Source organism: Shewanella sp. FDAARGOS_354 (genome assembly GCF_002209245.2).
Classification (GTDB): domain Bacteria; phylum Pseudomonadota; class Gammaproteobacteria; order Enterobacterales; family Shewanellaceae; genus Shewanella; species Shewanella xiamenensis.
In genome coordinates this window covers 1,161,882-1,184,718 of record NZ_CP022089.2, presented here as the reverse complement: position 1 = coordinate 1,184,718, position 22,837 = coordinate 1,161,882, and the positions used below count along the sequence as shown (strand labels likewise).

The following is a 22,837-nucleotide window of genomic DNA, read 5'->3' as shown; positions in this document are numbered from 1 at the left end:
CTCAATGAGGCTTAACTCACTTTGGTGATCCGCGCCCGTGTCACACTAGGCTGCGCTGCTGCTTGTGGCTGGCGCTCTTTAAGCTTTTTATCGACAATATTTTTCAGGGCGATAAGTAGGCCCATTACAATAAAGGCGCCGGGCGGTAACATCGCCAGCAGGAAGGGGGTATCGACTTGCCATACTTGAATGGTTAAAGCCTTTGCCCATGGGCCGAGCAATTGGTCGGCGCCATCAAACAGGGTACCTTGGCCAAGAATTTCCCGCGTAGCCCCAAGCACTGCTAATACTAAGGTAAAGCCTAGTCCCATCATCAAGCCATCGAAGGCCGAGCTAAAAGCATTATTACGGGAAGCAAATGCTTCGGCGCGGCCAATGATAATGCAGTTGGTCACAATCAGCGGTAAGAAGATCCCTAACGACATATACAATCCATAGGCGTAGGCATTGACTAACAGTTGCACCGCTGTCACCAGCGCCGCAATGATCATCACAAACACGGGGATTCGGATTTCCTTCGGAACATAGTCGCGCACTAACGAGACTAAAACGTTTGAGCCAATCAGCACCAGCATTGTCGCGATACCTAGGCCAAGGGCGTTGGTGAGGGTGGCGGTTACGGCCAGCAGTGGGCAAAGCCCCAGCAGTTGCACTAACCCTGGGTTATTTTTCCACAGTCCTTGCCAGGCAATTTCGCGATAATTAGTCATGCTTGGCCTCACAATTCAGTGGTTGGCTGAAAATTTCTGTTTGATGCTGAGTAAAGTACCACACGGCGCGTTTAACGGCTTTCACATAGGCGCGTGGTGTAATTGTCGCGCCAGTGAATTGGTCGAAATCGCCGCCGTCTTTTTGTACCTGCCACTGCTTATCATCTTCAGATGTAAGCACTTTACCGACAAATTTGGTGACCCAATCGGATTTACGTAACTCGATTTTATCCCCAAGCCCGGGCGTTTCTTGGTGAGAAAGTGTGCGTACGCCTAATACTTCACCTTGGGTGTTGATACCAACAATCAGCTTAATATTACCGTTGTAACCATCGGGAGCGATGGCTTCTAAGGCGATAGCGACGGGTTTACCCGCTGCGGTGGCAATATACGCAGGCAAGGCATCTTCAGTGCCGAGCGCCTCTTTATTTTGCAGTAACGTGCACTGTGCGGTCAGCTCATTGTCATGGAGTTCATCTGGGATCAGTTGATGTAAGATGCCCATCAGTTCTTTCTGCTGTTGCAGCTTTATTTCATCAAAGGTCTGTTGATTAACCACAGCCACTAAGCCGGTGCAGAGCAGGGCAAATAGGGCAAGTAGCAGACCATTTTTAATCATTGGGTTATTCAATTTTTTTCCTCAAGAGTCTTTGTTCAAGCTCGCTTGATTCTCTATTTCACAGGTCTAGCCCGCTGAGTGGCCATAGGCACGCGGACGCACATAATAGTCAATAAATGGCGCGCACAGGTTGGCGAGCAATACAGCAAAAGCAAATGCGTCGGGATAACCGCCTTGGGTACGGATGATATATACCAAGACACCGATTAAAGCACCGAAAATCAAACGGCCGCGTGGGCTGGTGGCGGCGGTGACAGGATCGGTCGCAATAAAGAAGGCGGCGAGCATGGTCGCACCCGAGAATAAATGGAACAGCGGGCTTGCCTGCATATCGGGCGACAGTAAAAAGCCGATACTCGATGCCACAAATAATCCTGCCAAGACGCCAGTACTGATGTGCCAACGAATGGCTTTTAATTTAAGCAGCACTAACCCGCCAGCGAGATACGCCAAATTGACCCAAAACCAACCTACGCCAGTGCCGCCATCGAATATGCTTTTGGTCATACTTTCAGTGGTGGTGAGCCCTAGTGACAAATCGGTTTTGAGGGTATCGAGCGGCGTTGCCATACTGATACCATCAATCCCTAAACGGAATTGATCCATCCCACCATGGGCACCGAGATTGAAGATAAGTTGCAAGCTATCGATAACACTTGGGGTATTGAGTGCAACGGTACTTGGCGCAATCCAGCTGGTCATCTGTAGTGGAAACGACACCAGTAGCAACACATAGGCAGCCATGGCAGGGTTAAACAGGTTATGGCCTAAGCCGCCATAGAGGTGCTTAACAATAACAATCGCAAAGGCGGTGCCCATCACGATCATCCACCAAGGTGCTAGCGGCGGGATTGCAACGCCAATTAAGATTGCCGTCAGCATGGCGCTGTTATCGCTTAAGCTCGCTTTGATGCTGCGATGACGCAGTTTCATCACCGCTGCTTCACAGCTTAGGGCCACGATAATCGCCAGTAACACTTGAATAAGTGTGCCCCAGCCGAAAAAGGCGCATTGCACCACAAGGCCAGGTAACAAGCATAAAATAACCCTTTGCATAACCGTTGATGTATGCAAGTTACGGGTAACATGGGGTGATGAGGCTATTTTAAACGCCATTGTGATCCCTTTTATCTAATCTTGAGTCACTGATTTTTAAGCTAATCATTTTTAAAGCACTGAGGTTAAAATCCGCAGTGCTATTCATTTGCATCGCTGATCGCATTCGCTTCTCTGGCCGTTTTTTTGGCTTTAGCACGAGCAACCGCAGCAGCGACCTTGGCCTTTTTCTCATCTTCAGGACTGAGTGGCGCACTTGGTTCAGCGACTAAGCTTGATTCATTGCCTGATTGAGAGTCTGGTTCAGAGCCTGACTCATTGGTTGACTCTGGCTTAGCCTCTGTTACTAACTCGGGCTGAACCTCGGCAACCTCACTCGAATCCGCTTGCTGTGCGGCGGCCTTTTTGGCTTTCGCACGGGCAACGGCGGCCGCGACCTTGGCTTTTTTCTCATCTTCAGGACTAAGCGGCGCGCTTAGTTCAGCGGCTGAGCCTAATTCATTGCGTGATTCAACGTCTGAGCCTGACTCTTGCTTAGCGTCTGCGACTAACTCGGGCTGAACCTCGGCAACCTCACTCGAATCCGCTTGCTGTGCGGCGGCTTTTTTGGCTTTCGCGCGAGCAACCGCAGCAGCGACCTTGGCTTTTTTCTCATCTTCAGGACTAAGCGGCGCGCTTAGTTCAGCGGCTGAGCCTAATTCATTGCGTGATTCAACGTCAGAGCCTGACTCTTGCTTAGCGTCTGCTGCTCTCTTGGGCTCAATCTCGGCAACGTCAGTTGATTCAGCTTGCTGTGCGGCGGCTTTTTTGGCTTTCGCGCGGGCAACCGCAGCAGCGACCTTGGCCTTTTTCTCATCTTCAGGGCTAAGCGGCGCGCTTCGTTCAGCGGCTGGGCCTAATTCATTGCGTGATTCAACGTCAGAGCCTGACTTTTGCTTAGCGTCTGCTGCTAGCTTGGGCTCAATCTCGACAACATCAGTCGACTCTGCCTGCTGTGCTGCGGCCTTTTTGGCTTTTGCGCGGGCGACGGCAGCAGCGACTTTGGCTTTTTTGTCATCCGCCTCTGTGCTCGTAGCCGTTTCTGCTACTGGCTGATTCGCATTGACAGTCGCTTCAGTATCGCCATTGGCATCCGAGTCGGCCTTCAATGCCGTTTTTTTCGCTTTGGCACGAGCGATGGCGGCGGCGACTTTATCTTTTTGTGATAAAGACTCGGCTTGAACCGTTGGCTCGCTTGACTCAGAAGAGACTGCTTGCTTTGACGATTCTGCATTATCCGCCCCTTGAGCCGCCTTCTTGGCTTTAGCGCGAGCAATTGCGTTGGCAACAGCCGCTTTACCCTTAGGCGCTTCTGTATTGCTCGTATCAGCAGCAACGACCTCGACCGTCGCGTTATCGGTTGTGGCTTCTGCCGCTGCTGCCTTTTTGGCCGCAATCCGCGCCATGGCTTCAGCTACAGCATTCTTATCCGTTGAGGTCATGGTCGCTTGGCGACGCGCCGCGGCTTCTTTAGCCTTGGCTTCGCGGGCGAGTTTTTCTTCTTCGAGGCGTTGAATACGCGCCTCGAAGCGCAGTTTGGCGCGCTCGGCTTGATGCTTCTCATCGGCGGTTTGTTTTAGTGCCGATTTAGCGATGCGGTAGTATTCCACCAGTGGAATATCACTCGGGCACACATAACTACAGCAACCGCATTCGATACAGTCTTTTAGGTTGTAGCTGGCCGCCTTGTCATATTCTTCGGCTTTTGCATGCCAAAACAGTTGTTGTGGTAGCAAGAGAGCAGGGCAGGCATTGGCACATTCACCGCAGCGGATACAGGCCTTTTCCTCTAGAGTTATCCCAATCTCTTGACTGCTCGGGACCAAAATACAGTTTGTGCCCTTTAAAATCGGTACTTGGATGGTTGGCAATGCGTGGCCCATCATTGGCCCGCCAATAATCACTTTTTGTTCGGCTTCGGCATTAAATTCAGTTTGCTTGAGCACATGTTCAACGGGCGTGCCTATGGGTAACCAATAGTTGCCAGGTTTACCCACATTTTGCCCGGTAACGGTTACCACACGTTCAATCAGCGGTTTTCCTTGGGTCACGGCTTGATGAATCGCAAAGGCGGTTCCCACGTTATGCACCACAATCCCAAGCTTAGCGGGAATGGCGCCCGAGGGGACTTCACGACCTGTGATGATTTGGATCAGCTGTTTTTCACCGCCAGAGGGATACTTCGTTGGGATCACCGTTACCCGAGTGCTGCCCGCAGGGAGCGTGGATTGACTCACCGCCTGTTGCATGGCTTTGATGGCTTCAGGTTTGTTGTCTTCGATAGCAATCACAATGCGTTTTGGCGACAAAAGGCGATGGATAATCGCAATCCCCGCCAGAATGTCTTGGCTGTATTCGCGCATTAAGCGATCGTCGGCGCTGATATAAGGCTCACATTCCACGCCGTTGATTATCACTAATTCAATTTCACTAACGGGATTGAGCTTAATATGGCTTGGGAAGGCGGCGCCACCCATGCCTGCTATCCCCGCACCATGGATTTTGGCAATCATCTCCTGATTGCTGAGCTCAATTGAGCCTGGCGTTAACTCGCACCAGCGGTCTTCACCATCGGCGGCAATCACGCAGGTATTGACCGGCAAGGCTGAGGCGTGGTTACTGGCTCTTGGCTCAATGGCGACCACAGTACCAGAGGTTGGCGCGTGCACGGGCAAATGCCAAATTGAGGTACCTTGAGTTAATGGCGCGCCTTTTAATACTTTGTCACCCACTTTGACTGCAAGGGTGCAGTTTTCGCCTACCTGTGGCACAGGCACAAGGTATTCCTGCGCTAATGGCAGTTGGCTAATCGGTGTAGTGTTGGAGAGGAATTTGACTTCAGGTGGATGAATGCCACCGGGTGAGCGCCAAAGGGTTCCTTTATCTAATTGATCTAATAAAGTCTGCACCGCTTATCCTCTCTTTTCTTCGTGCGGGGTCTCTTGGATAAGAGTCACGGGAATGGCATTTAAGCGCCAGTTCCAGTTTTTCAGATTTTGGCCCACAGGGATCATATCGATACAGTCAACGGGGCAGGGCTCGACACAGAGATCGCAACCTGTGCAGTCGGCGGTGAGCACGGTATGCATGAGTTTGCCCGCGCCAATAATGGCGTCGACAGGACAGGCCTGAATACATTTAGTGCAGCCAATACATTCATCTTCGCGAATGTAGGCGACTTTTTTAACTTGAGACTGGGCCTCGGCATTGAGCGGCTCTGGCTCTACGCCCATTAAGCTGGCGAGCTTTTCCATGGTCGCGGTGCCGCCAGGCGGGCACTTGTTGACTTTATCACCATTGGCAATCGCTTCGGCGTAGGGGCGGCAGCCGGGATAACCACATTGACCGCATTGAGTTTGTGGCAGAATCGCTTCGAGTTCATCGACGATAGGATTACCTTCAACCTTAAATTTTAAGGCGGCAAATCCGAGTAATACCCCAAAGAACAATGCCAATAGGGTCAATAAGATAACAGCAATTAACATGGTGGACATCTATTTAACCAATCCTGTAAATCCCATAAAGGCCAATGACATCAGGCCCGCGGTGATCATGGCGATAGCACCGCCTTTAAACGGCATTGGCACATCGGCCGCCGCTAAACGCTCACGCATCGCGGAAAACAGAATTAACACTAAGGAAAAACCCACCGCAGCACCAAAACCATAGATAGCAGATTGAATAAAATCGTGTTTTTCGTTCACGTTTAATAGGGCTACCCCTAATACTGCACAGTTAGTGGTGATCAGCGGCAGATAAATTCCCAGTGCGCGATGTAGGGCTGCACTGGTTTTCTGCACTACCATCTCGGTAAATTGCACTACCACCGCAATCACCAGAATAAAGCTCATGGTACGCAGATAACTGAGATCAAAAGGCAATAATAGGTATTGATTCACTAGGTAACTGAGAATGGATGCCAAGGTCAACACGAAAGTGGTCGCCATAGACATACCGATAGCGGACTCCAGTTTGCTGGAGACCCCCATAAATGGACATAAGCCTAAGAATTTCACTAATACGAAATTGTTGACCAGTACAGTGCTGATCAACAACAGGAGATATTCACTCATCTCAATACTTGTCTAAACGGATCTTGGCCGTATTATCGACTTTTCCGTTTGCATAAACAACATATAGAATGCAGGGTTAACTATCTTTACTGTAAATATGCATGCTTGATTAACCCTGCATTGGTTTAAATTTGATCAGTTAGGGTGATGGCCTGTGGCTGAGCAATGTAATAGCCTTGGAGGCCATCAACGAGAAGTTTTTCGAGGGTTAATTTTTCTTCTTGGCGCTCAACACTGGTCGCAATTACGCGGATACCAATACGTCTGGCAACGTCTACCATCATACGCACGAAGAATTTGTTATTGCTGTCTTCATCGATCGCCGAGGTGTAGCTACCATCAAGCTTAATGTAGTCTGGGCGCACTTCGCTGAAGAATTTGAACGAGGTAAAACTCATGCCAAAACGCTCAATTGATACCCTCGAACCTACGCTATGCACTTCACGTACAAACTTATAACTCGCCCCTAAATTGGCTTGCATACCGGATTCGTTAATCTCAAATACTAAGCGTGAAGCGATATATTTATGCTTGCCAAGAATATCCTTTAACCAGCCTACAAACAGTTCTTGATGCGCTGAAAAAGCACTGATGTTGATGCCAAAATTGCCGCTAATGGTGGGATTTTCTTTAAGCATTTTTAATGTAGTGATCACCACGAGTTTATCTAATTCTGTGCTCATTCCATGGCGCTCCGCCATGGCAATGACTGTGGTGGTCGGTAAAAACTTCCCTTCACTATTGTAGAAGCGTGCCAGCAACTCGCGATATACCTCGACATCGTTACGGCAAGGTTGAATCGGTTGTTGGAAAAATTTAAGCGCTTGGCGGGTGATTAGATCGTTGATTGCCAGTTTCCAACGGTCGTCACCAAATTGCTGATCCGCATTGAGCTTTTCTTGAATATGATAACTATTAGGACCAAGGGTTTGCGCTATGCTGACAGCCGTATCTGCAAGGGATAGCAAATTGACGGGATCTGTCCCTTGTTGGTATGGGACAAGCCCGATATGTGCCGCGGATTCTGCTTTGATCATCTGTTGATATTCATCAAGGAAAATTTTCAGTTGATCTAAAAACTTAGGTCCATCCTTTAACACTAAATCTGGCAAAAAAATCGCAAAATCGGCACTGGAAACGCGATAGCACTCTGCATCGGGATATTTTGAACAGGCTTTACGAATGCAATTAGCCACATTCGATAAATAATCGTCACCCGCTGAGCGCCCTTGAAGTTGGTTGATATGAGCCAGTTCAGTCGCCTTAACCATGGCCATTAATCCGAGTTGAGGAATGGCACGATTGCTAATACTTTCCAACTTGGAGGTAAAACGAGGACGACTGCCAAACCCCGTAATGGGATCTTGATAAGCCACTTTATGCAGTTTCTGGTTTTCCTGTGTGAGGCTATCGACTCGTGATTTTAACGTTGTTCGGCACTCCTCAAGCGCTAATCTGACGGGGGTCATTTCACCATTCAGTCTAGAAGACTCTATGGCTGAAAAACTCAACTCCGGAACATGCATAATATAATCGGCAGCATAACGGATCGAAGATTTTAATTTATTGATAAGTAATAAAAAAACAACAACTAATACAATGTAAGCTAGCAGTAATGAGAATCCTAGCTGCTGGGTATTGGCAATGGCGTTTTCGATGGCTTGGTTAACACTCAACTTAACTTGTAACCGACCCGCAGGCAGCTTTTGTGTATGTGACAAATCTAAGGAAAATAACCCAGCAAGTGGGTGAGCCATTTGGACGTTGAGTTCACCTTGAGTGTAATTAAGTTGCCCATCAGTATCATCAATATATTGAAAAAATTGCAGAGGGTAATGTTCGGAGAGGCTTTGGTAAAGTTCGCTACCATTACCTTGCCACTGGTCAAAGTTGACCATGTATTGTTTGAAATTATTGAGTTCCTGCTGTTGTTCTGCCTGTAACTGGTGATTTTCGCTTTGATAAATCCAACCAAAAAGGCCTAAAAAGATCAGCAACAAAAAAATGGGATACGATTTAGACATCGCCATAAAATTCGCTCTCAATATGTCAAAGTATTTGCAATAAGATATTGCATGAGATTTGAAATAACACCGTTATCTGCGTGATGATACACGGTATTTTGGTTAACAAACTGCTCACAGTGTAACCGTATTTAAGGCAAAACAGAAATGAAAAGCGTGATCTATAAGCGTTAGATGTAGGATAAAAAACAGATGAAGTGAAATAAAATGGCTCCCCTGACTGGACTTGAACCAGTGACATACGGATTAACAGTCCGCCGTTCTACCGACTGAACTACAGGGGAGTAGAGGGTGCGATATTACTATCGACTTTAGATATTAACTTAAAATGGCTCCCCTGACTGGACTTGAACCAGTGACATACGGATTAACAGTCCGCCGTTCTACCGACTGAACTACAGGGGAGTAGAGGGTGCGATATTGCTATCGACTTTGGATATTATCTTAAAATGGCTCCCCTGACTGGACTTGAACCAGTGACATACGGATTAACAGTCCGCCGTTCTACCGACTGAACTACAGGGGAATCGTTTTAACGTATCAGCTTGCTAACTAAGTGGCTCCCCTGACTGGACTTGAACCAGTGACATACGGATTAACAGTCCGCCGTTCTACCGACTGAACTACAGGGGAATCGTTAGTTATCTAACTGTATTCTCATTGATTATCAAGATTAAAGAGTGGCTCCCCTGACTGGACTTGAACCAGTGACATACGGATTAACAGTCCGCCGTTCTACCGACTGAACTACAGGGGAATCGCTTTAATCGTCTCGATGACTCGTTGAGAACGGAGCGCATAGTAAAACGCTCTGTTGGAGGAGTCAACTCGAGTTACTAAAAAAAGTGTAATTATGCTGTTAAGTGCTCATCTAATGTGCATCATGGTGTAGAAATCAGCATTTTGATGAAGAAATAACTTAACTTTTCGCAAGATAGCGCTGTTCGGTACCATAAAATTTGTCAATGAAAAGTGCTTAAAGGCTGGCTCATATCTTCAATTGCTTAAAGATCCGTCGCTTGAGCATCAAAATCACTACGGCATTGAATAAATACACGAAAGTGCAAAATTGGCTGAATGTTTACAGGAATTAATAGCAAACAAAGTCAATGCGGATTCCGGCAGATGCGAACCCTTACTCAGAAAGGTTTTTGCCCGCATAAATGATCGCTTACCTCGTTATAATGTTGATGCCGCTATTTGGGCTTAGTTTATCGCGTGAGTGGTGAGCACTGACGTTTAGGCAAATAGAGCCACAACTCGGGCATTATCCTCTTTCTAGTCACTAGATGAGTGCCGTTAAACATCAAGATGACCATTTGATTGCAGCAAAGTGAAACTTTTTGACTACGGCGTTTTAGTGCTCAAACTGACGATAAAACGCACTGAAATTCAGGATTAATGCCAAATTAATACACAAGGAAGGACTTTCATCTGCTTACAAAATTGCAACTTAAATTTATGCAAAAAAAGATAAGGCTTGCAATTGTCAACTATATGAAATTTAAGGATTAATATTTTTATCGCCAAAATAGTGCAATTTAAGTCCATCGCCCGCGCACCAAGGGTTTGCCGCTTGTTTTAAGTCGCAACTCACAGGGTTATCCACAGAATTTGTTGATAAGTCGAAATAAGCGAGAAACCATGCGGGATTGAGGAGTATTTTTCATCCCCAACATTGGAGATAAATGGTTTGTAATTTAATTACATTTGATAAAAGTTACTACTTGTTACATTGGCGTTTATGTTCAGTGTAGGTTGATTATAAGATAACTGCTGGAGCTTAATCTGTCTCTTGATTAGAATGGTTCGACTAACCACAAGGATATGTAGCGCGTGTCAGAATCTGTTTTTCAGCTTGAATCCCAATTTGCCCCCGCAGGTGACCAGCCAACAGCCATTGCTAAATTGGTTGATGGCCTCGAATCAGGCCTTGCTTGCCAAACCCTATTAGGGGTGACGGGCTCTGGTAAGACGTTCACCATCGCCAATGTGATTGCCAAGCTTGGGCGACCGACCATTATTATGGCGCCAAACAAAACACTCGCCGCACAGTTATATGGCGAGATGAAAGAGTTTTTCCCCAATAATGCGGTGGAATATTTTGTCTCCTATTACGATTACTATCAGCCTGAGGCGTATGTCCCCGCATCTAATACCTTTATAGAAAAAGATGCCTCGGTAAACGCCCATATTGAACAAATGCGGCTCTCGGCCACCAAAGCCCTGCTGGAGCGCAAGGATGTGGTGCTGATTGCCTCGGTATCGGCGATTTATGGTCTTGGCGATCCTGACTCTTACCTAAAGATGCTATTGCACCTGCGCCAGGGCGATACCATGGGACAGCGGGACATTCTTAAGCGCTTGAGTGAATTGCAATACACCCGTAATGATATCGAGTTGCAGCGCGGCACCTTTCGTGTTCGCGGCGAAGTGATTGATATTTTCCCTGCCGACTCAGATCGCTACGCGATTCGGGTGGAGCTATTTGACGATGAAATTGAACGCTTAAGTGAGTTTGATCCGTTAACTGGGCAGATTATCAAACGTATCGCTCGCACTACAGTGTACCCTAAGACCCACTATGTGACGCCGCGGGAAAAGATCCTTGAAGCCACCGAGCTGATTAAGCAAGAGCTGCGTGAGCGCAAGCAATATCTGCTCGACAATAATAAGTTGATTGAGGCGCAGCGCATCCACGAACGGGTGCAATATGATATCGAGATGATGGTGGAGCTAGGCTATTGCTCCGGCATTGAAAACTACTCCCGCTATTTATCCGGACGCGCCCCCGGTGAGGGGCCACCAACGCTGCTCGATTACTTACCCGCTGATGGTTTATTGGTTATCGACGAATCCCATGTCACCGTGCCACAAATTGGTGCCATGTATAAGGGTGACCGTTCCCGTAAAACCACCTTGGTGGAATATGGCTTTCGTTTGCCCTCGGCGTTGGATAACCGGCCATTGAAGTTTGAAGAGTTTGAGCAGTTAATGCCGCAGACGATTTATGTGTCGGCGACGCCAAATCCCTATGAATTGGATAAGAGTGGCGGCGAGATTGTTGAACAAGTTGTGCGGCCCACAGGATTGCTCGACCCTGAGCTTGAGGTGCGCCCCGTTGGCATTCAAGTGGACGATTTGCTCTCTGAGGTCGCTAAACGGGTTGCGGTAAACGAGCGGGTGTTAGTCACCACGTTAACTAAACGTATGTCGGAGGATTTAACCGAATACCTCGATGAGCATGGCGTCAAAGTCCGTTATTTGCATTCGGACATTGATACCGTGGAGCGGGTGGAGATCATCCGCGATCTGCGCCTGGGTAAGTTTGATGTGCTGGTCGGGATTAACTTGCTGCGCGAAGGCTTAGATATGCCGGAAGTCTCACTCGTCTGTATTTTGGATGCAGATAAGGAAGGTTTTTTACGTTCGGAGCGTTCGCTGATCCAGACCATTGGTCGCGCCGCGCGTAACGTTAATGGTAAGGTGATCCTCTATGCCGATCGCATCACCAACTCGATGGCAAAGGCGATGGGCGAAACCGAGCGCCGCCGAGAGAAACAGCGAGCCTACAACCTTGAGCATGGCATTGTGCCAAAAGGCGTGGTCAAGCGTATTACCGATGTGATGGATGTGGACGATGGCAGAGAGTCTGAAAAGGGTTATGGTCAAGCATCCCTTGGCAGAGTCGCTGAGCCTAAAGCCAAACGTTATCATGCAGATGCTGCGCAGCTGAGCCATGATATCGACAAGCTCGAGAAGCAAATGCATGAACATGCGCGTAACTTGGAGTTTGAACAGGCGGCGGCCTTGCGTGATGAGGTGAAACGCTTAAGGGAATTACTGATCAGCGCATAAATGAGTTTCTCGCCTAAGCAAGGCGTTGAGACTCGACGCTGTGATGCTAACGTTCTGCCACTAAGGTGTTTTACTGAATAAAAAGCCGCTAACACAATGTGTTTAGCGGCTTTTTATTGGATTAGATCATCAAAGAAGAATTAAGTATTTACGCTTTAGCTTTGATTAGTATCGAGCGTTGGAACACAAAGAATAATAGCGCGCACAGTAATCCGCAGAGCAAACCAACTAAGTGTGCTTCGGTGGCTACCCGCGCGCCGATCATTGCGGTTACATCATCACTGGCGCCATAGAACTGTTCATGGCCGACTTTGACTATCACCCCGAGCAGCAGCAAATAACCAGAGTACATTTTGCGGCGAATATCCTGCACTGCGCCAAAGGCAAATAGGCCATGTAACATGCCGCTCAAGCCTACATAGCCAAATAATTGTGGGTAACCTAAATACAGACCAATACCTTCAAACAGACAAAGCAGGATAAAAAGTACGGTCAATCCCCTAAGCTGATAATGGAAGTGGTGCAAAAACAGCACTACCCATAATCCCGCCAAATTCATCAGCAAATGCCAATGATTGGTATGTAGCAGATTACCGGTAATCAGGCGCCACCACTGACCGTCACTGATATCGCTGCGTCGATAGGCAAGCAGAGTATCTACGCTTGGGGTAAAAAGTCCCGCAACATACAAGAGCGCGCAGAGCAGACTGACGATAAGCGCCAGCCAATAGGGGCTGAGTTTTGTTAACGTCACCAGTCTCACGCCTGCGGTTTACCCGTTTCAGTTGCCTTGTCGAGCGAGGTCATCACCTCTGCTTTATTTTGCAGGTAATCCTCTAAGCCTCGTTTACGAAGGTGGCAAGCAGGGCAGTCACCACAACCATCACCGACAATGCCGTTATAACAGGTCAGGGTATGGTGGCGAACTAAATCGAGTTGCTGGTATTTATCGGCCAGCGCCCAAGTTTGGGCCTTGTTGAGCCACATTAATGGCGTGATGATCTCAAGCTTTTTATCCATGCCTTGCACCAGTGCTGATTCCATTGCACGGACAAAGTCGTGGCGACAGTCGGGATAACCCGAAAAATCGGTTTCGCAGACACCGGTAATAATCGCCTCTGCCCCTAATTGGTAGGCGTAGATCCCCGCCAAAGTCAAAAATAGGATATTACGCCCAGGCACAAAGGTATTGGGCAGGCCGTTTTCCATTAACTCGTGGGACACTGGGATCGCATCCCGGGTGAGGGCAGAAATGGCTAACTCGTTGAGTAAACTCACATCCATCACTTTATGGCTGGTGATGTTTAAGCGTTTGGCGAGGGATTTAGCCACGTCAATTTCTTCACGGTGGCGCTGTCCATAATCGAAGGTGATACCATGGACTTCATCATACTGTGTTAAGGCTTGAATAAGACAAGTTGTTGAGTCTTGTCCACCACTGAATACGACCACGACCTTTGAAACTGATGCTGACATAAGATCCACTTTAGAGTGACACAAAAATAGGGCGTAAGTGTAACCCAGGTGCTAGGGCTTGAAAACTTTTTGCTGGCGTGTGGTGACAGGCATTCGGCTCTTGGCATCACTCTGTTAGCAGCGGTAAAAACTTGCAGCTGCAGCTAAAATCCTCTATAACTGCCGCCCCAGAAAAACGGAACGCTAGTATGAATTACCCAGTCAACGAAGTCTTTGAAACTATTCAAGGTGAAGGTGTCTTTACCGGAGTACCCGCCATTTTTGTGCGTTTACAGGGCTGCCCTGTAGGCTGTGCTTGGTGTGATACGAAACAGACTTGGGATCTGCTTGAGGAAAATAAGGTGTCACCCGAACAAGTGATTACCGTCGATGGCTCCGTGGGGCGCTGGGCTAACCATACGGCGCAGAGTCTTATCGAGGCGTTCAACGCTAAGGGATATACGGCGCGCCATGTGGTGATCACTGGTGGTGAGCCTTGCATGTACGATCTGCATGAATTAACTCACACGTTCCATGCTGCCGGCTTTGCCACTCAAATCGAGACCAGTGGCACCTTTGAGGTGAAGTGCGATAAAGATACTTGGGTCACTGTCTCACCCAAGGTGAATATGAAAGGTGGTTATAAGGTGTTAGCGCAGGCCTTAACCCGCGCCAACGAGATAAAGCATCCGATAGCGACCGAACATCATATCGACGAACTCGATGAGTTACTCAAAGGGATTGATGTGTCAGGGAAAACTATTTGTCTGCAACCGATCAGCCAGAAACCAAGGGCGACGGAATTAGCCATGAAGGTGTGTATTGCCCGCAACTGGCGTTTATCGATTCAGACCCATAAGTACTTAAATATCGATTAATCGCCACTTAGTACTTAGTGCTGTGCACTCTTCTTTAACGCTCCGAAAGGGGCGTTTTTTATCAGCAAAATCTATGAATTAAAGACAATAGTTTTAACTAAGCGATAAAATAATTTTGGATAAGGTGGAGTGCTAGAAAGAAAACTTAGGGAATAAAGCGATATATAGAGCGAGATGAGAAAGAAGTGGTGGAGGGAGAAGGATTCGAACCTTCGAAGGCGGAGCCGTCAGATTTACAGTCTGATCCCTTTGGCCACTCGGGAACCCCTCCACATATTTTCTTCCGACTTTTAAGTTGCGCTTAAAAATCATCTTAAATCTTGGCCAGATTTAAGGGTAAAGCAAGTTTACAGCAGACTAACGATTGACGAACAACAGAAGATAAAAGTGGTGGAGGGAGAAGGATTCGAACCTTCGAAGGCGGAGCCGTCAGATTTACAGTCTGATCCCTTTGGCCACTCGGGAACCCCTCCACGAGTATCTTTTATAGCATCGCTAATTGTTAGTGCAAATGGTGGAGGGAGAAGGATTCGAACCTTCGAAGGCGGAGCCGTCAGATTTACAGTCTGATCCCTTTGGCCACTCGGGAACCCCTCCTCAATTGCGGCCGCCATAGTAGTCAGAAACCTTAGGCATGTAAAGTCTAAATATGAAAATTTTCCTAAAGTTCTTGTTCAACTGGTCGATTAACTGACAACGAGTTGTTTTAGCGATGTTTTTTTATGCAAATCGATGTTCCTTTAATCAATGAAGCCCAAATTGGCTCCCGCTTAAATGCGGCAATCGAACACAACAGGCGAGGTGAGTTTGCCCTGTTGCTGTCGCTATTGTCTGCTGACGCGAGGGACATGGCGCAGTTTCAATGGCAAAAAGAACTCGATACTGCCGAAAAACTACAACGTCAGTTTGAATTACCACCAAAACAAACGTTAGTGGCGGATTTATCCTCAGACAATCATATTATCGACAATAGCGCCGTGTTTATGCAGCAAGGGGCAAGAGCTTTTCAATTGCAACAGGCCTTGCGACCGGAAGCGTTAGTGATCCGAGGTGGTGAACCCATCGCCATGGCCGAAGCCTTAAGTAACTGTGAGTTTACAACTCGCTTGCGTCAGCGGGGGCAATTGCCATCTCCTCAAGTTGAAATCATGCACTTTGCCGATCAACTGGCGATCCAACGTAATTTGATCCCACGCTTAGCCAGTGCTTAGTGCTACTGAGGCTATTTATTATCAAAGGTATTATTTCGGGTAATAAGCGTGAGCAATACCAGAGTCTCTCTCATCATCATTCCCTATAATTAGTCGTTAGTGATATTAATGTTGAGTCGCTTATGTTGAGTTTTTAACATGAGACCATTAGAGAGGATAACCCTATGAAAGGTATCATTGCAGGACAAACCCCCACAGTAAACGACACATGTACCGATTGCGGCAGCTTTGTCGACATAGGCGCAGTGATTGATGAACAAGATACTGTACTTGAGTTGCAGTTTACGGGTGGCGAGGCGGAAAATGAGGCGGCAAAGATGGTTGAGCGTGCCCAGACACGTTTTCGACACACGCAAGCGAGCGTTACTCGAGGTGAAACGGGTGTGACGCTCAAACTGGTATTTGATGTCAGTGTCGAAAAAATGATTTTCCAGTTAGAGAATGGTCTATAGCGCAACCCCTGTGATACAAGTCGAGGTTAATTTGTAATAAAGTGTGGCCGATGTTGCTGTTTTAAATGTAGATAGTGTAATCTGCATCAACAAAAATAAAGATAAATAGGCTCTATTAACACGCTTCTTTAGTGTGTTAGTCGCAGCAGTACCGTTTTACCCAACACGAAGTTTTGTAGGAATCAGAGTGAAGCGACGTCAGCATCAGCATTTATTAGAGTCTTTAGTGCATTCCACGGCTAAACAGCAGGGTGATTTTACTAAGACCGCAGAGTTAGCCACTGAGCTACTTTGCCAAAATTTAGCCGTTTCTCTGGTGTCGGTTTGGATTTTTTCCGCCGACCAATCGAGCCAATCCCTAGTGGCGCAATTTGGCGCTATGCCCCTACAAGACACTCATCGTCCTTCGCAGTTGCAGACGCTGCCACGCTATTTAGATGAACTCAAAAATCATCGCCATATCGATGCGAGTAATACGCTTATCGATCCGCGTTTGACAGAGTTAGTCGATAACTATTTTATCCCTCGGCAAATTTTATCTAGCCTCGAGATTGGCATTCGCATTAATGGCCATCTCGAAGGGGTGCTTTGCCTCGAGCGAGCGCAACTGACTCACCATTGGCACGACAGCGAAATTCACCTTGCCTGCCAAATGGCCGATCAACTGGCCCTCACGCTGGCCACCAAACATACCTACGATAAAGAAGAGCGCTTAAGCCTGTTTCGCTGTGCCACCGAGCAGTCTCGCCAGATGAGCATGCTGATTAACCTGCACACCGAAAAAGTGGAATACGTGAACCAAGCCCACGAGGAGATCACTGGCTTAGCGCGTGAAAAAAGCATAGGCACCAATTTACGCGAGTTAAGTTTCTTTAAGCAGCACAGTGAATTAGCCGAGCAGACCTTGGCTAAAATTTTCAGAGGCGAGCAGGCTAAAGGCGAAGTGCAATTTAATCGAGCCGATGGCAGTCGCTACTGGCTCAAGTATGTGGTCAGCCAATTTATCACCGATCGCGGCAATCATTACGCTTTAGTGTCGGGTGAAGAAAGTACGGATGAGCATAACTACAAAGCGGAGTTGGAACGTCTGGCGTGGCGTTGTAGCTTGACTGGACTTAACAATCGCAGTCACTTTAATCGAGTGCTCGAGCGAACAACACATGGGCTACTGTTGCTAGTCGATTTAGTCGCCTTTAAACGTTTCAACGATACCTATGGCCACGAAAATGGCGACAGCTTGCTGATTGAAATTGGCCGGCGCTTAAAACATTTTTCGGAAATTAATAAGGCAACCGAAATTGCCCGCGTCGGTAGCGACGAGTTTGCCGTGTTGCTCACCGATGATAACGCGGTTTACGATCTGGATTATTTCAGTACCCGCCTATATCAGCATTTAGCCATGCCGATTTTAATCGGTCGTGAGCAAATCGAACCTAAACCCGCACTGGCGGTTGTCGATATCGCCTCGGTGGCCAATCTGTTTGCGCCGCTGACCTGCGCCGATATTGCGGTGCAATACGCAAAGAAGAAAAAGGGTACAGCTATTCAAGTGTTTAACAGCACCTTGCTCAGTGCCTTTAAGGAAGATGCGCAAATCGAGCGTGATTTACATAGCGCGATTCGCGGTCGTCAATTCGAACTTTATTATCAGCCCTTACGGGATCTGGAGCAGAAAACCTATATCGGTGCCGAAGCCCTGATCCGTTGGCATCACCCGAAAAAAGGTGTGCTGTATCCCGGCGCCTTTATCGATATTGCCGAGCAATCTGGGATGATAAATGCCATTGGCAGTTGGGTGCTGGAGGCCGCGTGCCGACAATTGAATATATGGCAGCACCATAATGCCGATTTAAGCATGCATGTTAACGTGTCGGCGCGGCAGTTTTTTAGCGGAAACCTGTATGAGCAAGTCTGGCAACTGCTGACGCGCTATCGTTTAAAGCCTAAAACCCTGATCCTTGAGATCACCGAGACGGAATTGATGGGCGACATTCGCCATGCCACGCTCTTATGTCAGGAATTGGCAGAGCTGGGTGTGGGGCTGGCCATAGATGACTTTGGTACGGGTTACAGCTCGATGCGCTATCTTAAACAATTCCCGATCAGTAAGTTAAAAATCGACCGCTCCTTTATCTCCGATCTCGCCATTAGCCGCGAAAGCCAAGAAATCGTCTCGGCCATTATTGCGATGGCGAGTGCGCTCAATATTTCCTTGACCGCAGAAGGGGTAGAAACCGTTGAGCAGGAGGCGTTTTTAGCCAAGAGTTTGTGTCATCAGGCACAGGGATATTTATACAGTCCAGCCCTGCGAGAACCCGAGTTTGCGCAGTTTTTGCTGGCCGCGAAACAATCGAGTTTTATCGCCCACTAAACCAGATGTTCGTATTGATGTGATGAAAAAATAAAGGCAATCAATTGATTGCCTTTATTTTATGAGTCGATTGTTTTATGAATCGATAGTTTTATGAGTCGAAACTGTCATCAACAACAACTATCGTGTTAAGCAGCACTGTTTAAATTTCTTACCACTCTGGCAAATACAGGGATCGTTGCGCCCAGGGCGTTTGGCCTGCATTTGTTGTCCTTGGGTATAGTACCAACGGCCCTGTTCAAATATAAACTCAGATCGTTCATAGATTGCATCAATCTCACCCGTGAGTTTATACCAAGCTTTGAAGGTCACATTGCCGCGTTGAGTACCATCGGGATAGATTTCTTCATTCGCAGCTAAGACCTCAAGCCCTAACCAATGTGGATGTGGGCCTTGCTGTAGTTGTTCGAAGGTTAAGCCATCGAGAAAGTTTACATGGTGAGTTTTAATAATGTAATCAAAATTTTTCAACACAAATGCGCAGTAGCGTGAACGCATTAGTTGTTCGGGAGTGGTGGCCACTTGAGTCCCTGAATCAACATTAAGGTGCAACGTTTCACAACAGTGCTGATAAGGTTTTTGTCTGCCACAGGGACAATAGGCTTCTGGTGTCATGAGTGTAACTTGCTAAATAATAAAGATTATTACTTTGGTTTTTTACTGTCAGGTAACGGCGGAAACTGACGGCCATAGTAAAGATTTGGCACAGGCTTCGCATTCAAATAAAAACTAGGCTCGGCTCGATTGTTCATATCAAGGGTGACATTCCAGCGGTGCTGGGTGTCTTTTTGTGTGCCAATGACGAACTTGCCTGCAAATTCACTCACGGGTTCGCCAGTCTCTTCGGCGGGATAAAAACGCACTAAATAATAGCCAGTGTCGAACGCGCTGTTGCCTGATAATTTGCGGTTTAGCACCCGAAAGTCGATATCGATACGGGCCTTTTTGGTTCGGATTTTATCAAAAAAGCGTTGATAAATGGCGACAATATTATCACGGCCGTAATAAATTTCTTTACTTTGACTTTCTGACAGATAACTTGCGTCTTTCGCATAAATCTCGGCAGTGACGTCGTGATTAAGTTCATTAAATGCTTGAGTAAACAAAGGATAATTCGCATTTATCAATTGATCTGTTGTCATGCTGGTCTTGGCTTTTGAGGGGGTCGCAAAACTCGGCAGCGACAATAGGCATATCAGGGCTAGCAGCAAAAATCTCATTACATTATTCTAATCAAGCATTCATGGCGCCACTATAATGGAGGTGCCCGCTGAACTAAAGGGGTGAATGTTTACAAAGTGTGTTTCTGTTGTAAAAGTGCACACTGAGAGTCAAGAGTGGAGGAGCTTGCCATGCTGGATAATGAATCGGCACTATTTTTTGAAGAAATGGCGGGAGTTGTGCCACTTAAAGGTGATGTCAAGGTGGTGAATTTACAACCTAAGGCATTAACGGATGAGCAAATTCAGCGCCGTGATGCGCTGCAACGTGAGGCTTATTTGGCTTGTATGCCGCTGGATTTAAGCTTGATCCCGATTATGGCATCCGATGATATAGCCAGTTTTAAGCGTGAAGGGGTTCAGGGGGCTGTTTTTAAGCGCTTAAGGCTGGGGCAGTACAGTATTAAAATGGAGTTAGATGTGCATGCCTACCGTTTGAGTCAGGCCAGAGATGCGTTACTCAATTATTTGTTAGCGGCGCAGGCCCATGGGGAACGTTGTGTGATGCTTATCCATGGTAAAGGCCATAACAGTAAACCCGTGGCTGGATTGCTTAAATCAGCGGTATGTCACTGGTTATCTCAGCTTGATATGGTACTTGCCTACCATTCTGCGAAAACCGAGCAGGGCGGCACGGGCGCCTTATATGTGATGTTGACTAAATCCGAGCAGCTTAAGATTGAGAATAAAGAAGCAAATCGTAAGGGAATGGGATGGCGTTAATGGATTTGCGAACGCATTGATTTCTCTGATTGTCGCGAGCGTTAGACGTTAATACTGGAGCTTAAAAAAATGCCCAACATCGTTGGGCATTTTTATCGGTTTAGTTTAAGGCGTGGATATGACTCGCACCTGAGGCTTAATTACCAGCCACATTGACGATTCGCAGCTTTGTTCTGCTCATCAAGCCAGATTTTAAGCGGCGCAAAATAATCGAGTACGGCGCTCGCATCCATCATTTCCGTTCCTGTGACTTCTTTTAAGGCAACGGGCCAAGGTTGGCTTGCACCAAGCGCTAACATTTTATTGAGTTTTTCTCCTGCCGCTTGATTGCCGTAAATACTGCATCGATGCACAGGGCCCTTGTCTCCAGCCGTTTCACACAGCGCCTTGTGGAACTGGAATTGCAGAATATGCGCGAGAAAATAGCGGGTATAAGGCACATTACCGGGCACATGGTATTTTGCACCTGGGTCAAAATCGGCTTCGCTGCGGTCAGTCGGGGCCTTAACGCCTTGGTATTTCTCTCTTAATTCCCACCAGGCTTGGTTATATTGCGCAGGGGTAATTTCGCCACTAAATACCTTCCAACGCCATTGGTCGATCATCAAACCAAAGGGGAGAAAGGCGATTTTATCCAGAGCTTGTTTAAGCAGTAAGCCAATATCCTTCGAAGCATCGGGTACGTCTTCGAGCAAACCAATCTGTTTTAGATAGCTTGGGGTGATAGATAGCGCAATCGTGTCACCAATGGCCTCATGGAAACCATCATTGGCACTGTTTTTAAATAGGAAAGGCTGCTGTTTATAGGCACGTTGATAGAAGTTGTGTCCAAGTTCGTGGTGAATGACGGTGAAGTCTTCAGCGGTTTTCTGGATACACATCTTGATGCGGATATCATCGAGGTTATCCAGATCCCATGCCGAGGCGTGACAAACGACATCACGGTCTTTGGGTTGTAAGAATAAAGAGCGGCTCCAGAAACTTTCTGGCAGCGGCGCAAAGCCCAAAGAGGTGAAAAAGCTTTCGGCTTGTTTCACCATCTTCTGTTCATCGTAGCTTTTCTGCTCAAGCAATTCCGTCACATCATAGCCTGGATCTGCATCATTCGGGGCGACGAGATCGTACACATTCCCCCATTGCTGCGCCCACATATTTCCTAGCAAATGTGCCGGAATCGGGCCTGTTTTCGGCGCAATGGCATCACCGTATTCGTTATTCAGCTCGCCGCGAACATAACAATGCAGGGATTCGTAGAGGGGTTTAACTTGTCCCCATAAACGGTCTAATTCCTGTGAAAATTCATCGGGTTTCATATCGTATTGGCTGCGCCACAACTCGGACAGATTCGCGTAGCCTAAGTCTTTTGCGCCTTCGTTAGCGAGTTCAACTTCACGTTGAAATAGCGGGCGCATTGGTTTGGCAATTTCACGCCAGCCTTTCCACGCTTCAAGTAATTTAGCGGGATCCCGCGATTCCGCCATCAGGGTAGACAGTTCAGGTTGCGTCATACATTTGCCATCGGCGAAGCAATATTTGCCTTTACCGTAGAGCCCATTGAGCTCGGAGCTGATTTGCGCGAGCTCAGCATTTTTGGCGGGATCCAGCGGCGCCGGTAACACAAGTGCACTGCGCAGAATATTCAGTTTGCGCGCATTGGCGGGATCGAGTTCCACATTGGCATACTTTGCGGCTTCAGTGGCAAACTTAACGGAAGCGGCGCTGACTTTTTCACCCACGGCGACCGATAATGCTGCGGTATCTTCGGTAATAAAGTTGCTGTAAATCCATTCGGCACGATTCGCTTCGATGGATAACTGCGCCATTTGCGCTTCCGCATCTTGTATAAAGGCAATGGCCTGGGCTTTATCGGGCGCATTTTTGTTAGCTGTAGTAGCATCGGCCTTGCTTTGTGCATCATTACAGGCGCTTAAGCCTAAGGTTAGCGCAATGGTGAGCGCGAGTGTCGTGGGATGATTTAATCGAATAGTCATGTATTGCAATCCGCTGTTGTTTTTGTGTTGCACATTCTACCTAAGTGGATTGTATTTTGAATAAAACTTGATGGCTTTTGGCTCTTTTTTGCAATCACTGTGATTGGCTTGTTAAGCCTCGTTGTTGTGACGCAGCTTATTTGGTCATTTTTCGTTT

Annotated in this window: 18 protein-coding genes and 8 tRNA genes; 6 read left to right on the top strand and 20 right to left on the bottom strand. The window is 47.4% G+C overall.

What is annotated here, in order from left to right; all coding sequences use genetic code 11:
* Positions 1–11: 11 nt before the first annotated feature.
* From CEQ32_RS05420 to CEQ32_RS05365, 12 genes are all read right to left on the bottom strand, one after another.
* Complete coding sequence (locus CEQ32_RS05420; protein WP_037418658.1) at positions 12–710, bottom strand: electron transport complex subunit E; 699 nt, start codon at positions 708–710, stop codon at positions 12–14.
* Positions 703–1,341 carry an electron transport complex subunit RsxG gene (gene rsxG, locus CEQ32_RS05415; protein ID WP_088585647.1) on the bottom strand — a complete coding sequence of 213 codons (639 nt, stop codon included), beginning with the start codon at positions 1,339–1,341 and terminating at the stop codon, positions 703–705. The genes CEQ32_RS05420 and rsxG overlap by 8 nt, the downstream gene beginning before the upstream one ends.
* 54 nt (positions 1,342–1,395) lie before the next feature.
* On the bottom strand, positions 1,396–2,445 hold the full coding sequence (gene rsxD, locus CEQ32_RS05410) for an electron transport complex subunit RsxD (protein ID WP_069455019.1): 1,050 nt from the start codon (positions 2,443–2,445) through the stop codon (positions 1,396–1,398).
* A gap of 80 nt (positions 2,446–2,525) precedes the next feature.
* Positions 2,526–5,333, bottom strand: coding sequence for an electron transport complex subunit RsxC (gene rsxC, locus CEQ32_RS05405; protein WP_088585646.1), 2,808 nt, complete (start codon positions 5,331–5,333; stop codon positions 2,526–2,528).
* A 3-nt stretch (positions 5,334–5,336) separates the two neighbouring features.
* Positions 5,337–5,918, bottom strand: a complete 582-nt coding sequence (rsxB, locus tag CEQ32_RS05400) for an electron transport complex subunit RsxB (protein WP_011626120.1) — start codon at positions 5,916–5,918, stop codon at positions 5,337–5,339.
* On the bottom strand, positions 5,919–6,497 hold the full coding sequence (rsxA, locus tag CEQ32_RS05395) for an electron transport complex subunit RsxA (RefSeq protein ID WP_023267235.1): 579 nt from the start codon (positions 6,495–6,497) through the stop codon (positions 5,919–5,921).
* A gap of 125 nt (positions 6,498–6,622) precedes the next feature.
* Positions 6,623–8,527 (bottom strand): GGDEF domain-containing protein, encoded by a 1,905-nt coding sequence (locus tag CEQ32_RS05390; protein ID WP_088585645.1) that lies wholly within the window; start codon positions 8,525–8,527, stop codon positions 6,623–6,625.
* A 202-nt stretch (positions 8,528–8,729) separates the two neighbouring features.
* Positions 8,730–8,805, bottom strand: a tRNA-Asn gene (locus tag CEQ32_RS05385).
* 45 nt (positions 8,806–8,850) lie between these two features.
* Positions 8,851–8,926, bottom strand: a tRNA-Asn gene (locus CEQ32_RS05380).
* Between the two features lie 45 nt (positions 8,927–8,971).
* A tRNA-Asn gene (locus tag CEQ32_RS05375) sits at positions 8,972–9,047 on the bottom strand.
* A gap of 31 nt (positions 9,048–9,078) precedes the next feature.
* Positions 9,079–9,154 (bottom strand) — tRNA-Asn (locus tag CEQ32_RS05370).
* A 48-nt stretch (positions 9,155–9,202) separates the two neighbouring features.
* Positions 9,203–9,278 (bottom strand) — tRNA-Asn (locus tag CEQ32_RS05365).
* Positions 9,279–10,357: 1,079 nt separating this feature from the next.
* On the opposite strand from CEQ32_RS05365, the gene uvrB reads away from it, so the two are divergent.
* Positions 10,358–12,379, top strand: a complete 2,022-nt coding sequence (gene uvrB, locus CEQ32_RS05360) for an excinuclease ABC subunit UvrB (protein WP_047533490.1) — start codon at positions 10,358–10,360, stop codon at positions 12,377–12,379.
* A gap of 148 nt (positions 12,380–12,527) precedes the next feature.
* Here the strand turns inward: uvrB and rrtA are convergent, their stop codons facing one another.
* Positions 12,528–13,142 (bottom strand): rhombosortase, encoded by a 615-nt coding sequence (gene rrtA, locus CEQ32_RS05355; RefSeq protein WP_088585644.1) that lies wholly within the window; start codon positions 13,140–13,142, stop codon positions 12,528–12,530.
* Complete coding sequence (gene queC / locus CEQ32_RS05350) at positions 13,139–13,855, bottom strand: 7-cyano-7-deazaguanine synthase QueC (protein ID WP_088585643.1); 717 nt, start codon at positions 13,853–13,855, stop codon at positions 13,139–13,141. The genes rrtA and queC overlap by 4 nt, the downstream gene beginning before the upstream one ends.
* Before the next feature lie 188 nt (positions 13,856–14,043).
* Here queC and queE point away from each other — a divergent pair, with 188 nt between their 5' ends.
* A complete protein-coding gene (gene queE, locus CEQ32_RS05345) occupies positions 14,044–14,712 on the top strand; it encodes a 7-carboxy-7-deazaguanine synthase QueE (RefSeq protein ID WP_088585642.1) in 669 nt (222 codons plus the stop codon).
* A gap of 186 nt (positions 14,713–14,898) precedes the next feature.
* On the opposite strand, the gene CEQ32_RS05340 is transcribed toward queE, so the two are convergent.
* The 3 genes from CEQ32_RS05340 to CEQ32_RS05330 all read right to left on the bottom strand — a co-directional run bounded on the left by CEQ32_RS05340 (position 14,899) and on the right by CEQ32_RS05330 (position 15,309).
* A tRNA-Tyr gene (locus CEQ32_RS05340) sits at positions 14,899–14,983 on the bottom strand.
* Between the two features lie 117 nt (positions 14,984–15,100).
* Positions 15,101–15,185 (bottom strand) — tRNA-Tyr (locus CEQ32_RS05335).
* Positions 15,186–15,224: 39 nt separating this feature from the next.
* Positions 15,225–15,309, bottom strand: a tRNA-Tyr gene (locus CEQ32_RS05330).
* A 125-nt stretch (positions 15,310–15,434) separates the two neighbouring features.
* Between CEQ32_RS05330 and CEQ32_RS05325 the strand changes: the two genes are divergently transcribed.
* The 3 genes from CEQ32_RS05325 to CEQ32_RS05315 all read left to right on the top strand — a co-directional run bounded on the left by CEQ32_RS05325 (position 15,435) and on the right by CEQ32_RS05315 (position 18,746).
* Positions 15,435–15,923: a VC2046/SO_2500 family protein gene (locus CEQ32_RS05325; protein WP_088585641.1), complete on the top strand. Its 489-nt coding sequence runs from the start codon at positions 15,435–15,437 to the stop codon at positions 15,921–15,923.
* 164 nt (positions 15,924–16,087) lie between these two features.
* Positions 16,088–16,375: a DUF406 family protein gene (locus tag CEQ32_RS05320; RefSeq protein WP_037418691.1), complete on the top strand. Its 288-nt coding sequence runs from the start codon at positions 16,088–16,090 to the stop codon at positions 16,373–16,375.
* Between the two features lie 187 nt (positions 16,376–16,562).
* A complete protein-coding gene (locus CEQ32_RS05315; protein ID WP_088585640.1) occupies positions 16,563–18,746 on the top strand; it encodes a putative bifunctional diguanylate cyclase/phosphodiesterase in 2,184 nt (727 codons plus the stop codon).
* A gap of 120 nt (positions 18,747–18,866) precedes the next feature.
* Here the strand turns inward: CEQ32_RS05315 and CEQ32_RS05310 are convergent, their stop codons facing one another.
* A complete protein-coding gene (locus CEQ32_RS05310) occupies positions 18,867–19,361 on the bottom strand; it encodes a YchJ family protein (RefSeq protein WP_088585639.1) in 495 nt (164 codons plus the stop codon).
* A gap of 29 nt (positions 19,362–19,390) precedes the next feature.
* The gene (locus CEQ32_RS05305; RefSeq protein WP_037418700.1) at positions 19,391–19,966 is read right to left on the bottom strand and encodes a YybH family protein; all 576 of its coding nucleotides are present in this window, start codon (positions 19,964–19,966) and stop codon (positions 19,391–19,393) included.
* A gap of 132 nt (positions 19,967–20,098) precedes the next feature.
* On the opposite strand from CEQ32_RS05305, the gene smrA reads away from it, so the two are divergent.
* Entirely contained in the window at positions 20,099–20,689 is a 591-nt protein-coding gene (gene smrA / locus CEQ32_RS05300; RefSeq protein ID WP_088585638.1) for a DNA endonuclease SmrA, read from the top strand.
* A 140-nt stretch (positions 20,690–20,829) separates the two neighbouring features.
* On the opposite strand, the gene CEQ32_RS05295 is transcribed toward smrA, so the two are convergent.
* The gene (locus tag CEQ32_RS05295) at positions 20,830–22,680 is read right to left on the bottom strand and encodes a M2 family metallopeptidase (protein WP_088585637.1); all 1,851 of its coding nucleotides are present in this window, start codon (positions 22,678–22,680) and stop codon (positions 20,830–20,832) included.
* Positions 22,681–22,837: the final 157 nt, after the last annotated feature.

What these genes read in the sequence shown, in the direction of transcription:
- CEQ32_RS05420 (WP_037418658.1), bottom strand. Translation starts at nt 710, where the DNA reads ATGACTAATTATCGCGAAATTGCCTGGCAAGGACTGTGGAAAAATAAC.
- rsxD (WP_069455019.1), bottom strand. Translation starts at nt 2,445, where the DNA reads ATGGCGTTTAAAATAGCCTCATCACCCCATGTTACCCGTAACTTGCAT.
- rsxB (WP_011626120.1), bottom strand. Translation starts at nt 5,918, where the DNA reads ATGTCCACCATGTTAATTGCTGTTATCTTATTGACCCTATTGGCATTG.
- rsxA (WP_023267235.1), bottom strand. Translation starts at nt 6,497, where the DNA reads ATGAGTGAATATCTCCTGTTGTTGATCAGCACTGTACTGGTCAACAAT.
- CEQ32_RS05390 (WP_088585645.1), bottom strand. Translation starts at nt 8,527, where the DNA reads ATGGCGATGTCTAAATCGTATCCCATTTTTTTGTTGCTGATCTTTTTA.
- queC (WP_088585643.1), bottom strand. Translation starts at nt 13,855, where the DNA reads ATGTCAGCATCAGTTTCAAAGGTCGTGGTCGTATTCAGTGGTGGACAA.
- queE (WP_088585642.1), top strand. Translation starts at nt 14,044, where the DNA reads ATGAATTACCCAGTCAACGAAGTCTTTGAAACTATTCAAGGTGAAGGT.
- CEQ32_RS05325 (WP_088585641.1), top strand. Translation starts at nt 15,435, where the DNA reads ATGCAAATCGATGTTCCTTTAATCAATGAAGCCCAAATTGGCTCCCGC.
- CEQ32_RS05320 (WP_037418691.1), top strand. Translation starts at nt 16,088, where the DNA reads ATGAAAGGTATCATTGCAGGACAAACCCCCACAGTAAACGACACATGT.
- CEQ32_RS05310 (WP_088585639.1), bottom strand. Translation starts at nt 19,361, where the DNA reads ATGACACCAGAAGCCTATTGTCCCTGTGGCAGACAAAAACCTTATCAG.
- CEQ32_RS05305 (WP_037418700.1), bottom strand. Translation starts at nt 19,966, where the DNA reads ATGAGATTTTTGCTGCTAGCCCTGATATGCCTATTGTCGCTGCCGAGT.
- smrA (WP_088585638.1), top strand. Translation starts at nt 20,099, where the DNA reads ATGCTGGATAATGAATCGGCACTATTTTTTGAAGAAATGGCGGGAGTT.
- CEQ32_RS05295 (WP_088585637.1), bottom strand. Translation starts at nt 22,680, where the DNA reads ATGACTATTCGATTAAATCATCCCACGACACTCGCGCTCACCATTGCG.